This is a genomic window from Micromonospora sp. HM134 (genome assembly GCF_007833915.1).
GTDB lineage: Bacteria > Actinomycetota > Actinomycetes > Mycobacteriales > Micromonosporaceae > Micromonospora > Micromonospora wenchangensis.
The window spans coordinates 1,148,984-1,162,077 of sequence record NZ_CP041061.1 but is presented as its reverse complement, the minus strand read 5'-3'; the positions used below and the strand labels follow the sequence as shown (position 1 = coordinate 1,162,077).

Below are 13,094 nucleotides of genomic sequence, written 5' to 3'. Positions count from 1 at the left end.
GTATGGATCATGGCCGCCCGGCGCGGGTCACCAGACGCGGCGGCGGCCGGCCCGGTGGTTGCGGACGCCGCAGGGGCGGCCGGGCGGGACGGGTGCCGGGCGGCGCAGGCGGGTCGCCACCACCGCCACCAGCAGCACGGTCACCACCACCGCCGCGCCCACCACCAACCGGAGGTTGCCGCCGCCGACCTGGGTCACCGACGCCACCGGTACGCCGGCCTCCCCGGCCGGGCCGGCGGACCCGTCGCCGGCCGGCGTCGCCCCGGCGGAGGCGGCCTCGTCCGGGCCGGCGTCGGTCGTCGTGCCGCCGGTCGGGTCGGTGGCGGCCGGGTCGGTGGCAGCCGGGGTCGGGTCGGCCGGGGTGGCCGCCAACACGCCGCCCGCCGGGCGGAACAGCACGTCGGAGCAGGAGTAGTAGGTGTCCGGGGTGTCGGAGTTCTGCCACACCGTGTAGATCAGGTGCCGCCCGGTCAACCCGGCGGGCAGCCGCCCCGGGATCTGGTACGACCCGTCACGCAGCGGCGGGTCGGTCACCGACAGGAACGGGATCGTGTCGAGATCCGCCCAGCGCAACGGCGTCCGCGGGTCGTACCCGGAGCGGGTGGTGTAGAGCCGGAAGGTGCCCTTGTGCGGGATGGTGCCCCGGTAGCGGAACGTGTAGCGCGCCCCGGCGGTCAACTCGGTCGCCGGCCAGTCCGCCCGCGCCAGGTCCAGCCCCCGGTAGGCGGAGAGCCCGCCGCTGCACAGCTCGCCGTCCGGGATGCGCTGCCGGTCGCGGCCGTTGACGCCGTACACCCGGATGTTGTCCCACTCGCGCAGCGCCGCGCCCGCCGACACCGCCGCCAGGCAGGCGGGCGTCGAGACGTGCGGCCCCTCCGGGCCACAGGCCGCCGAACGGCTCAACGGGCTGGTCGGTGCGCCGTGCGCGGCGGCAGGAGCCGCGTCGAGCAGCACGGTCACCGCCACGACCGCGAGGGCGGCGAACGTTGCGCGTACGGTCATCTGGTCGACCTCCCGCCCTTGGTACGGATGCGGACGGGCAAAGGTTCGACGCGCCGGTGGTGCCGTACGGGGGCAGGGGGCGGCGGTAGGGGCGGGTTCGCTCTACAGTGACCGCACTTTCCCGCATCAAGGAGCGTACGTGTCCGAGCCGGAACCGACGTCAGACTCCCCCGGGGGCAGCCCGCCACCCGGCGCCCCGCCGGTCGGCGGGCTGCCGTACCTGTTGACCGTGCCCGCCCAGGAAGGGCTGCCTCCGGCGATCAGGTGGCCCGGTCGGGAGGGTGAACCCGGCTGGGCCATCCCGGTCCAGGTCCCGGACGGCACCCTCGGCTACGCGCTCTTCCTGCCCCTGGTGCCGACGGCCGGGGACACCGCGCCCGGCGTCGCCGGACCGCCCGCGACGGTCCTCCCGGCCGGCCCGGTCACCACCCCGCCCCTGGTGACCTCGCCCGGCCCGGCAGCAGCCGCCGACGACTCACCGGCCACCCCGGCCCCGACCGACCCGGCGGTGCCCGGCCCGGCAACGGCTGACGCGGCGACGCCCGGCCCGGCGAAGTCCGACCCGGCGACGGCTGACCCGGTGACGCCCGGCCCGGCGGCTGACGCGGCGGCAGTTGGCGGACCGGCGGCCGGCGGGTCCGGCCGGCCGGTGAGCGTGCCGGCACCGCGCACCGCTGCGGCCCCGGCGGACGCCGCGCCGGCCCCGACCGGCCAGCCCAGCCCGCCCCCGACCGCCGCCCCGGCGACGCCCGGCCCACGGTCCGGCCCGGGTCGGCCCGTACCCCCCGGCCAGCAACCGCCCCCCGGGGCCGGCGTACCCGTCCCCGGCCTGCCGGGGCCCGCCGGGTTCGGTACCGGCGGCCGGCCGGCACAGTGGGGTGGGGTACCCGGGGCCTGGACCCCGACCCCGCCCCCGCCGTCGTTCCTGAGCACCCGGTGGCCCGGTCCCCGACCCGCCACCGGCTGGGCGGTGCCGGCGGCGGTGCTGGCCGGCGCGTTGGGCGTGGCGTTCTTCGTCCCGCTGACCCGCACCGGCATCGGCTGGTTCCTCGGCTGGCTGGTCCTCACCGTCGGGGTGGTCGCGGCCGTCCGGCGCACCGCCGACGCGCTGACCCGCACCGACAGGCTGATCCGGGGCGGTTGGGCGGTGGCCGCGCTGGCGCTGCTGGCCGTGCCGGCATTCCGTAACGCCTGGTGGCTGGTGACCTTCTGCGTCCTCGGGGCGCTGGGCTGCGCGGCCCTGGCGATCGTGGGCGGCAGGCAGGTCCGTTCCCTCCTGTTCAGCCTGGTCGCGGCCCCGTTCGCGGCGCTGCGCGGGCTGCCCTGGGTACGCCGGCACGTGACCGCCACCGGCGGCGGCCAGATGGTGCCCCGGGTCGCCGGCTCGGTCGTCGCCACCGCCGTGGTGCTGCTCGTCTTCGGGCTGCTGTTGTCCTCCGCCGACGCCGCGTTCGACCAGGTGCTCGGCGCGGTCGTGCCCGAGGTCAACGTCGGCACGGTGATCCGCTGGCTCTTCCTGGCCGCCGTCGGTGGATCGATCGCGGTCGCCGCCACGTACACCCTGGCCGCGCCGCCGGACCTGTCGACCGTCGACCGGGAGGGCCGGCGGCGGCTGGGCATGCTGGAGTGGGCCCCGGCCATCGCCGCCCTGACGCTGCTCTTCGTCGGTTTCGTCGCGGTCCAGTTCACCGTGCTCTTCGGCGGTCAGCGGCACGTCCTGCGCACGGCGGGCCTGAGCTACGCCGAGTACGCGCGCAGCGGATTCTGGCAGCTGACCGTGGTGACCCTGCTGACCGTGGCCGTGCTGGGCGGGGTCAGCCGCTGGGCGCGACGCGAGACCCGGGCCGAACGGGTCCTGCTGCGGGTCCTGCTCGGGCTGCTCAGCGCGCTCAGCGTGGTGATCGTGGTGTCGGCGCTGTCGCGCATGTACACCTACCAGAAGGTCTACAGCTTCACCGGCGAACGGATCTTCGTGATGGCGTTCGAGCTGCTGCTCGGCGCGGTCTTCCTGATGATCCTGGCGGCGGGCGTACGGTGGCGGGGCCGCTGGATTCCCGGCGTCACCGTCGGGCTGGCCGTGGTGATGCTGCTCAGCCTGGCCGTGCTCAACCCGGAGGACTACGCGGCCCGCCGCAACATCGCCCGGTACGAGCAGTCCGGCAAGATCGACGCCTGGTACCTGCGGGCACTCTCCGCCGACGCCACCCCTGCCCTGGCCAACCTGCCGGACCGGGTCCGCCGCTGCACGCTGAGCTGGATCGACGACGACCTCGCCGAACCCGACCCGTGGTACGCCTGGAACCTGGGCCGCAGCCGGGCCCGCGCGGAGCTGAAGCGGCTGGGTCCACGCGCGGTCGGCGGGCAGAAGGACTGCAAGGCCGCCGACCAGTTCGACCTGCCGAAGACCCGACGCACCCCGCGCTGACCTCCCCGCGCCCGGTCGGGTCGGACGGCCGGGTCGGGCCGGACGGGCGGCGGGCCCGGTTGCGGCGACGACGCGGCGGTACGGTCAGCGGCCGGTGCCCGCCGCGCGGATCGGCTGGGCCCGCCACCCGGCCTCGTCCCGGGGTGGACGGGGCGGGTGGGCGCACAGGACGTACGAGTCGGGGGCCGTCGCGCCGTGCCGGCCGCCGAGCGTGGCCATCACCGCCGCGTGCAGTTCGCGGGGGCCGACGCGCGGGTCCGCCGGGGCGGCGTAGCCGACGAGGGACCGGCTGCCGCCGGGCCCGGTGCGCAGGACGATCCGGGCGGTCGGGTCGCCGGCCGCGGCCCGGAGCACCTGTTCGCTGGCGGTGACGTCGATCCAGGCGGCGTCGATCTCCACCCACTCCGGACCGCGTACCACCTTGTCGAGGTCGACGAGATCGCCCAGCCGGGCGAGGTCGATGTCCCGCTCGGCGGCCGTCAGCAGGATGCGTTCCATCGACCACAGCAGGGCCGCCGCCTCGTCGGTGGTCACGTGCCGCACGTCGTGGGTGAGACCGACCACGACGGTGGGCCGGGTGTGCAGGATGGTGAGCCGGACGGGGTCGGTGGTGGTGGCGTCCAGGCCGCTCTCCACCTCGGTCCCGTGCACCGGCACCCCCGCCCGCCCGTCGAAGACGCCGCCCCGGGTGCTGCTCATGTCGTTGATCACCAGGTCCCGGTGCCGCTGGCAGCCCCGCTGGGAGCCGATCGACTGGACCGACTCCTCCACGGCGGTCGCGTCGAAGTAGGCGTACTGGTAGGCGTTGAAGATCGCCAGGTGGGTCCGGCGCAGGGTCTCGTGGAACGAGGGGGCCGGACTGAACGGGACCAGCGCGCTCTGCGCGATGCTGCCGACGAAGTTCTGCATCCGGGGCAGCGCGCGGTTGCTGTAGAGGGCCTCCAGCGCCGCCAGTTCGGTGCCGGTCCACCAGGACAGCAGGGTCGCCATGGTGGTGACGAGGACGCTGGCCGGGGTGACCCTGGTCCGCCTGGCGACCGCGTCGATCGCCTCGGCGACCGGCCCGGACCGCAGGGTCGCGAGGCGGAACTCCGCCGGCCCCTCCCGCCGGGCCGGCACCGAGAGCAGGCAGGGCGGAATGGTGTGCAGTTGCTGCCGCCAGTAGGCGAGGGTCCGCGCCATCCGTCGCCGCGCCTGCGGGGTCCGCTCGTGCTCGGCCTGGTCGGCGGGCTGCCAGGCCGGCGGGCCCACGGTGCGGTCGGCGGGGGACGCGACGAGCCCGACGAGTTCGTCCAGCACGAGGTTCGCGGCCACCAGGTCCGCGACGGCGTGGGAGAACTCGAAGACGGCCCGGACGGGCACCCCGGCGTCCGTGGTCACCGCCATCCGGACGGGGAACTCGGCACCGTGGTCGAACGGGCGGGGCGGATCACTGATCCAGGTCCGGTCGTACGCCCCCGACCCGAGTTCGAGCAGCAGCAGGTCGACGTGGCCGTCCCGGGTCACCACCTGGGCCCGTTCCACGCCGGGGCCCACCTCGTACACCGTGCGTAGTCCCTCGTGGCGGGAGACCAGCACGCCGACCGCCGCGCGGACGTCGTCGACGGTACGGCCGGCGGGCAGGTCCGCGTACCCGACGAACACCGCGCCGCTGCCCTCGTGCGGCAGCCAGTCGAAGACGTTGCTCTGACCGTGGGGCATCGGCCACCGGCCCGCGCGGAGCCCGGCGAAGGGCACCCGCACCGTCCGTACGGCGGTCGACGTCTCGGCTGTGGTCATCTGGCTACCCCCGGGTCGGGATGGGTCGGACGGACACGGGACCGGTCACTCCCGGCGACCGGGCACCACGCCGCCGGGCACCGCGTCCCGGTCGGCTGCCGGTCCACCGGCCGGGGCCGGGTCGGCGTCGGTGGGCGCGGGTTCCGGGGCCGGTTTCGGGTGCGTCAGCAGGCGCAGCCCGGCCAGCAGGATCACCAGCGACAGGACGGCGAGCAGGAGCCGGTGGTCGACGACGACGATGAGGGCGGCGGCGATGCCGATGGCCGCCGTCTGCGGGATCGTCACCAGCATCCCCGCCGTGGTGAAGGCCCGCCCCAGCAGCCGCGACGGGGTGTGCCGCTGCAACAGGGTGTTCCAGCCGATCGAGAACCAGGTGACCGCGAGCCCGATGCCGACCGCCCCGCCCAGCACCACCGCCGTCGCGCCGACGGCCAGGGCGGCGCAGCCCACCCCCAGGCCGATCAGGGCACCGCCGATGGCCCGCGCCTCGCCGACGCGGCGTAGCAGCCACGCCCCGGTGAAGCCGGCGACGATGGAACCGATCCCCTGGACGCTGACGATCACCCCGAAGAACGCCGCCGGCCGGTGCAACCCGTCCTCGACCACCACGAAGATGATCGGCTCCAGGAAGCCCACCGCCCCGAACGCGACGGCGCTGACCACGGTGACCTGGGACAACAGCGGAACCGACCGGATGTGACGCAGGCCGGCTAGCAGCTCGGTGCCGAACCGTTCCCCGCTGCGTTCCGGTGGCGACTCGACGACCCGCACCGTGGCCAACGCGGTGATGGCGGCGAGGAAGGTCAACGCGTCGATCAGCGCCAGCAGGTGACCGCCGAACGCGGCGTAGATGCCGGAACCGACGAGCGGCGCGAGAATCCGGGTGAACCCGAACAGGGTGCCGAACGCCGCGTTGGCCGAGCCCAGGTCACTGTCGGGCAGCAGATCCTTGAGCAGGGCGTTGCGCCCCGCCATGAGCACCGTGGCGACGCAGCCGTGCACGATGGCGACGCCGTAGATGATCCAGGTGTGTTCGGCGGTCCGTACCAGCAGCAGCGCCAGCACCGCCAGCCCGGCTATCGCGTTGGTGGCCATCAGCAGCGGCTTGCGGCGTACCCGGTCGATCTGCCGGCCGGCCAGCGGAGCGAACAGCACCGGCAGGCCCATCGCCAGGAACACGGCACCGGCGGCCGAGTTGCTCCCGGTGAGGTCCTTGACCCAGATGCCGAGGGCCAGCAGCAGCGCGGTGTCCCCGAAGCCCGACAGGGCGTCGCCGACGTACAGCCGGCGGAACCGGGCGTCCCTGAACGCGGTCACTCAACTCAGCGCCTCTCGGTGGTTGGTGGCACGGCCGACGGGTTCCAGCCGTACCTGCAGGTGGCGGTAGCCGTGGACCAGGTTGGAGCGCAGCGGCACCGGTTCGCCGACCACGGACACCGAGTCGACGAACTCGGCCAGCGCGAGCAGCAGTGCCCGCAGTTCCAGCCGGGCCAGCGCCGCGCCCAGGCAGTGGTGCGGGCCGTACCCGAAACCCAGGTGGTTGGCGGGGCGGCCGGGACGGAACTCGTCGGCCGCCGCGAAGTGCCGGGGGTCGCGGTTTGCCGCCGGCAGCCAGGCCACCACCGCCTCGCCGCTGGCCACCCGCTGACCGGGCAGTTCGACGTCCTCGGTGGCGACCCGCAGCACGTGCATCGCGGGTGAGGTCCACCGGATGACCTCCTCGACGAGCGGCCCGACGAGGTCCGGATCGGTCCGCAGCCGGTCCAGGGTCCCGGCGGCGGTGGCCAGCGCGTGGAAGCAGCCGGCGATCGCGTGCCGGGTCGTCTCGTTGCCGCCGACCAGGACGTTGTCGCAGTTGAGGAGCACCTCGCGCAGGTCGAACCGGGGGTCGCCGGCCAGCGCGCTGATCAGGTCGTCACCCGGGCTGCGCCGCCGCTCGGCGACCAGGTCGGCGAGGTAGAGGATCATCTCGGAGTGCGCCGCGTCCGGGGGCATCCGGTCGAAGGAGCTGTCCGCGCCGCCGAAGGCGTGGCTGGTCAGCTCGATCAGCATGTCCCGGTCGGTCGCCGGCACGCCGAGCAGGCGGCAGACGACGCTCGCCGGGATCACCGGCCCGAGGGAGGCGGCGACGTCGAGGCCGCCCGCCGCCACGGCGTCCGCGACGAGCTGGCGGACCTCCTGCCGGACGGTGTCCTCCAGCGACTCGGCCATCGCCCTCGACAGGAACGGCATGATGACGCTGCGCAGCCGGGTGTGCCGGGGGCCGTCGGCGACCACCAGCATCCCGCCGCCCGCCTTGTCGGGGTGGTCGCGGTCGAAGCCGATCATCATGCCGTACTCGGAGGTGAACGCGGCCTTCGGTGCCAGCACCGCGCGGCACCCGGCCAGCGAGAAGACCGACCAGAAGCCGCCCGGTGAGGTGCCGGCGTCGCTCCACAGCACGGCGTCGTCGGCGGCGTACCGACGCCACCGGGCGAACCGGCCGGGGTCGAGGTACAGGTCAGGGTCGCCCAGGTCCATCGCCGTTCCCCCTCTGCTCGGTCCGCACCAGGTCGGCGATCTCCCGGGCCAGGTCGGCGAAGGACGGCCGGCGGAAAACGGTGACGATCCGCAGGTCGACACCGAACCGCCGGTGCACCGCGCCGACCAGGTGCAGGGCCTTGATCGAGGTGCCGCCGAGCGCGAAGAACTGACTGTCCGCGCCGAACTCGGCGACCCCCAGCAGGTCCCGCCAGATGTCGGCGAGCCCGGCGGCGACCGGGTCCCCCGCCGGTACCGCAGCCCCGGACGCACCGCCGGAGACGTCGCCGGGCCCGGTGCGGCCGGCGGCCCGGGACGCACCGGCCGAGTCGGCGGCACCGTCGGAGATGGCGGCGCCGTCGGGGCCGGGCGGGCCGGCGGGACGGGGTGGGTCGGCGGGGGCGGGCGGTTCCGGGTCCGGGTCGCGGCCGAGCGCCGCCAGCAGCGCCGCCCGGTCCACCTTGCCGTTGGGGGTCACCGGCAGGGTGGGCAGCCGGTGGCACCGCGCCGGCACCATGTAGGTGGGCAGGTTGGCCCGCAGGAACTCCCGTACCTCGGCCGGGTCGGCCGGGCCCGTCGACACGGCGACCAGTTGCACCGGCTCCGCGTCGGTGACCGCCAGCACCGCGTGGTCACCCACCTGCGGGCAGTCGCCGAGGACCCGTTCCACCTCACCCAACTCCACCCGGAACCCACTGATCTTGACCTGGTCGTCGCGGCGGCCGAGGAACACCACGTCCCCGTCGGGCCGCAGCCGCACCAGGTCGCCGGTGCGGTAGAGCCGCTGGCCGGGCACGACGGCGAACGGGTCCGCGACGAACGCCGCGCAGGTACGCCCCGGATCACCCACGTAGCCGTCGGCCAGCCCCTGCCCACCGACGTACAGCTCACCGGTGCCGCCGGGGGCGACCGGGGTCAACCGGTCGTCGAGCACCCGCAGGTAGCCGCCGTCGATCGGGCCGCCGATCGGGATGACGCCCCGGTCCAGGTCGGCGGGGACGACCTCGTGCGCGGCGGAGAAGGTGGTGTTCTCCGTCGGCCCGTACGCGTTGACCAGGTGCTCGGGCGCACCGGCGGCCAGCATCCGGCGGATCTGCGCCAGCGCGTACTGGTCGCCGCCGACGAGCAGCACCCGTAGCCGGGCGAAGGCGTCGGGCACGTGCGTGACGATCGCGTTGAGCAGCGCGTTCGTGGTGAACATGACGCTCACCCCGGTCTCGGCGAGGAACCGCCCCAGCCGGTACGGCGACAGGGCGACCTCACGGGGCACCACCACCAGCGTCGCGCCCGCGCACAGCGCCCCCCAGATCTCCAGGGTGGCCGCGTCGAAGGCGGTGTTCGACAGGTGCGCGACGACGTCGTCCGGCCCCAGCCGCAGGAAGTTGGAGTGCGGCACCAGGCGCAGGATCGCCTCGTGCGGCACCACCACCCCCTTCGGCGCACCGGTGGACCCGGAGGTGTACATGACGTACGCGGGATGCCGCACCGTCACCGGGACGTGCGCCGACGCGACCGGTCCGGCGGCACCGGCCGCCCCCGCCGCAGCACCGACCGGCGCCAGCTCGATCGTCGGCACCCCGGGCGGCACGTGGTCCTCGCGGCCCCGCTCGCACAGCGCCAGCCGTACCCCGCTGTCCCGCCCGATCGCCCGGCTGCGGGTCGGCGGCTGGGCCACGTCGACGGGCACGTACGCCGCCCCGGCGCGCAGCACGGCCAGGAACGCGGTCACCGCGTCCGCGCCCCGCCCGGCGGCGACCGCCACCCGGTCCCCCGGTCGTACGCCCGCCGCGACGAGCCGCCGCGCGAGCCCGGCGGCGGCGGTGTCCAGCGCGCCGTAGCTGAGGCTCCGGTCGCCGTGCCGGACCGCGACCGCCTCCGGGTGGGCCCGCGCCCGCAGCGCCACCACCTCGTGCACCGGCCGTTCGACGGGCTGGCGGACGTACCCGTGGGCGACCTCCGGGGCCGTCGACGGTCCCGACGCCACCGCGTCCACCACCGTCGCGTCCGGGGTCGCGCTGAGCCGGGCGAGGTCCGCCAGCAGGGTGGCGTGCAGTTGCCGGGCCCGGTCCGGGGTGAACAGGTCGGCGGCGACCTCCAGGGCGGACGTCGCCGACGTCGTCCCGGTGGTGACCGTCCACAGCAGCTCGAACTTCGCGGTGCCGGTGGACAGCACCTCCCGCACGGCCGGTGCGCCGGCCGGCGCCCAGTGCCAGTCCCGGTCGTCGACGTGCGAGATGCCGACCTGGGTCAGCGGGTGCCCGTCCGGCCCGGCGGCGTCGGCCAGCTCCGCCACCAGCTCCTGCAACGGCGTCCACTGGTACGCCAGCGCGGCACTTACCTGTCCACGGACCTGGCCGACGAGTTCCCGGAAGGTGGTGTCGGCGTCGATCCGGGCCCGGATCGGCAGGACGTTGACGAACATGCCGACGGTGTCCTCGTCGTCCACCGTCCGCCCGCCGAACGGTGCGCCGACCACCACGTCGGACGCGTGGGTCGTGCCCCCGGGCGCGGCGACCCGGCTGAGGAAGGCCGTGTAGGCGGCGAGCAGCACCATGAACTCCGACGCCGCGCAGTCCCGCGCCAGGTCGGTCAGCCGGGTGACGAGCGCCGGGTCGAGCGGCGCGGTCACCACCGCGCCCGCCGGGCCCACCACCTCGGGTCGGGGCCGGTCGGCCGGCAGCGCCAGCCGACCGTCCAGGCCGGCGAGCTGTTCCCGCCAGTGGGCCAGTGACTCCGCCGCGTCGGGCTGGCCGGCCAGGCCCCGGCGGCGCACCGGGGGCAACTCCCGGGCCAGGCCGACCCGGGCGCCGTACGCCTGCTGGAGCTGGCTGTCGAGCAGGTCCAGCGAGTGCTGGTCGGCGATCAGGTGGTGCAGGGTGAGCAGCAGCACCGAACGGTCGCCGGGCTCGGTGACCAGGCAGGCGCGGGCCAGCGGCGGCACGTCGGTGGGGACCGGGCGGCGGGCCTCCGCGTCGAGGTGTCGCCGGGACTCGACGGCGGCCCGTTCCGGTTCCTCCCCGGACAGGTCGACGGCCGTCCACGGCAGCGTGGCGGCCGACCGGACCAGTTTCCGCCCGTCCGCCGGGAAGCAGGTCCGCAGCGCCCCGTGCCGGTCCACCAGTTCCTGGAGCGCGGCACGCAGCGCCTCGGCGTCGACCGCACCGGCGAACTCGTACCGCACCGGGACGCAGTACAGCGGCGAGCCCGGGTGCAGCCGGTCCAGGAACAGCAGCCGTTCCTCGGTCGGCGACATCGGCACCCGGCGGGCCGGCGGCGCGAGCCGGGCGAGGTGCGCCACCAGGTCGACCGGCCGTCGGTAGCGGAACAGCAGGTCCATCTCGACCGGTACGCCGATCCGCCGCCGCAGTTCGAGCGCCACCTCCACGGCCTGGAGGGACTGCCCGCCGAGGTCGAAGAAGTCAGCGTCCGGGGCGATCTCCGCCCGCCGGAGCACCTGGCCGAAGGCGGCCCGGACGATCTCCTCGTACGGCGGCGTGTCGACCGCCGCCGGCTCGTGGTCGACGCTCACGCGGGCCCCCCGGCGGTGCGGCGGACCAGGTGGTCGTCGAGGACGAGGGCGTCCAGGGTGGACCGGGCGAAGGTGGCGACCGCCTCGGCCGGGGTCCGGACGATGGGCTGACCCCGCAGGTTGAACGACGTGTTGACCAGCACCGGCAGCCCGGTCCGCCGGCCCATCTCGCGCAGCAGCCCCCAGAACAGCGGCGCGTCCTCGCGCCGTACCACCTGCACCCGGGCCGACCCGTCGACGTGCGTGACGGCGGGCAACCGGTCCCGGTAGGGCTCCCGGACGCCGGTGACCATCAGCATGTGCCGGAACGCCGCCTCCGTGCCCGGCGGGATGTCGAAGTAGCGGGCGGCGTCCTCCACCGGCACCGCCGGGGCGAACGGGCGGAACTCCTCACGCTGCTTGACCACCGTGTTGAGGTGTTCGCGCATGGTGGGTGAGCGCGGGTCGGCGAGGATGCTGCGGTTGCCCAGGGCACGCGGGCCGAACTCCATCCGGCCCTGGCACACCGCCACGGTGGCCCCGCCCTCGATCAGCGCGACGGTCTCGCGGACCAGGTCCGCCTCGGCGTACCGGCGGACCTCGAAACCCGGGCCGAGGTCCCGCAGCGCCGCCGCGACGTCGTCGGCGGTGCACCCGTCCCCCCAGTACGGCATCCGCATCCCGGTCGGCGTCGCCGGCCGCGCCTCGCGCAGCGCGGCCAGGGCCGCCCCCAGCGCGGTGCCGTCGTCCCCGGAGGCCGGCTGGACGAACACCTCGTCGAAGAGGCCGCTGCGCAGGATCACCCCGTTCGCCGAGCAGTTCAGCGCGACCCCGCCGGCCAGGCAGAGCCGGCGCAGCCCGGTGCGGCGGCGGTACTCGGTCAGCACGTGCAGCAGGGTGCGTTCCAGCGCGTCCTGGAGGGCGGCGGCCACGTCCATGTGGTGCTGCCCCAGTTCCGTGTCCGGTTCGCGGGCCGGGCCGAGCTTCTCCTCCAGCCGGCGCAGCACCCCCTGGTGCGTCTCGCGTTCCAGCGGGGACTTGTTGGCCGACAGCAGCGGCACGGCGTACCCGCCGTCGGCGTCGAGCCGGACGAACTCGTCGAGGGTGGCCCGGTAGCGCTGCCGGTCGCCGTACGGGGCCAGGCCCATCACCTTGTACTCGTCCATCCCGGGCTGGAAGCCGAGATAGTGGGTGAAGACGCTGTAGAGGATGCCCAGCGAACTCATGATCGGGTAGCTGCCGCGCGGGTCGAGCACCGCGCCCCGCCCCGCGAACACCGTCAGCGACTCCTGCTCGCCCATGCCGTCGGCCACCACCACCAGCGCCTCGTCGAACCCGCTGAGGTAGTAGCTGCTCGCGGCGTGGGCCACGTGGTGCCCGACGTGCACGAACCGGGGTTCGGCGACGGCCGGCGGGTAGTGGACGGCGAAGACCTCCCGCTGGACGCGCTGCGCGTACACCTCCTCGTACCAGCGGGTGGAGAGGTGGTCGAGCTGCCAGACCGGGGACGGTTCGTAGCGGAAGCCGTGGGCGACGACCGCGACGTCGCGCATCGTCGCCCCGGCCGCCCGCAGGCAGGCGTCGATCGCGTCCCGGGGGAAACGGCCGGTGCCCTTGTCGCCGTCGTAGCGTTCCTGGGCGGCGGCGGCGATCACCCCGGTCTCGTCGACCAGCGCCGCCGCCGAGTCGAGGCCCTGGACGATCCGTTGTTCCCGCCGCCACCCGTCGCCGAGTATCGCGCGCTTGAGCGCCGTGCCGCGGTCGAGGCCGCTGAATCCCAGCGTCAGCATTGTCGTCAACCTTCGTTCGCAGGGGTGGTCGGCCGACGGACGGCCGCTGGTCGGTAGGAGGGCGGCCGGG

General features: G+C 75.2%; 7 protein-coding genes. 1 reads left to right on the top strand and 6 read right to left on the bottom strand.

Annotation, left to right across the window (positions count from 1 at the left end; genetic code table 11):
• Positions 1–27: 27 nt before the first annotated feature.
• A complete protein-coding gene (locus tag FJK98_RS05470) occupies positions 28–1,002 on the bottom strand; it encodes a lytic polysaccharide monooxygenase (protein WP_145918056.1) in 975 nt (324 codons plus the stop codon).
• Positions 1,003–1,141: 139 nt separating this feature from the next.
• Here FJK98_RS05470 and FJK98_RS05465 point away from each other — a divergent pair, with 139 nt between their 5' ends.
• Positions 1,142–3,427 (top strand): DUF4153 domain-containing protein, encoded by a 2,286-nt coding sequence (locus tag FJK98_RS05465; RefSeq protein ID WP_145918055.1) that lies wholly within the window; start codon positions 1,142–1,144, stop codon positions 3,425–3,427.
• Between the two features lie 84 nt (positions 3,428–3,511).
• Here FJK98_RS05465 and FJK98_RS05460 read toward each other — a convergent pair whose 3' ends face one another.
• From FJK98_RS05460 to FJK98_RS05440, 5 genes are read right to left on the bottom strand one after another with little or no spacing between them, the layout of a single operon-like run.
• Positions 3,512–5,206, bottom strand: a complete 1,695-nt coding sequence (locus FJK98_RS05460; RefSeq protein WP_145918054.1) for a condensation domain-containing protein — start codon at positions 5,204–5,206, stop codon at positions 3,512–3,514.
• A 45-nt stretch (positions 5,207–5,251) separates the two neighbouring features.
• A complete protein-coding gene (locus FJK98_RS05455) occupies positions 5,252–6,523 on the bottom strand; it encodes an MFS transporter (protein ID WP_145918053.1) in 1,272 nt (423 codons plus the stop codon).
• Positions 6,524–7,726, bottom strand: coding sequence for a cytochrome P450 (locus tag FJK98_RS05450; protein ID WP_088641855.1), 1,203 nt, complete (start codon positions 7,724–7,726; stop codon positions 6,524–6,526).
• Positions 7,707–11,255 carry a non-ribosomal peptide synthetase gene (locus FJK98_RS05445; protein ID WP_145918052.1) on the bottom strand — a complete coding sequence of 1,183 codons (3,549 nt, stop codon included), beginning with the start codon at positions 11,253–11,255 and terminating at the stop codon, positions 7,707–7,709. Before FJK98_RS05445 ends, FJK98_RS05450 begins: the two co-directional genes overlap by 20 nt.
• On the bottom strand, positions 11,252–13,024 hold the full coding sequence (locus FJK98_RS05440) for a carbamoyltransferase C-terminal domain-containing protein (RefSeq protein WP_145918051.1): 1,773 nt from the start codon (positions 13,022–13,024) through the stop codon (positions 11,252–11,254). The genes FJK98_RS05445 and FJK98_RS05440 overlap by 4 nt, the downstream gene beginning before the upstream one ends.
• Positions 13,025–13,094 lie beyond the last annotated feature (70 nt).

Bases quoted from the DNA above. Each gene is read 5' to 3' on its own strand.
- FJK98_RS05470 (WP_145918056.1), bottom strand. From the start codon at position 1,002: ATGACCGTACGCGCAACGTTCGCCGCCCTCGCGGTCGTGGCGGTGACC.
- FJK98_RS05440 (WP_145918051.1), bottom strand. From the start codon at position 13,024: ATGCTGACGCTGGGATTCAGCGGCCTCGACCGCGGCACGGCGCTCAAG.
- FJK98_RS05460 (WP_145918054.1), bottom strand. From the start codon at position 5,206: ATGACCACAGCCGAGACGTCGACCGCCGTACGGACGGTGCGGGTGCCC.
- FJK98_RS05450 (WP_088641855.1), bottom strand. From the start codon at position 7,726: ATGGACCTGGGCGACCCTGACCTGTACCTCGACCCCGGCCGGTTCGCC.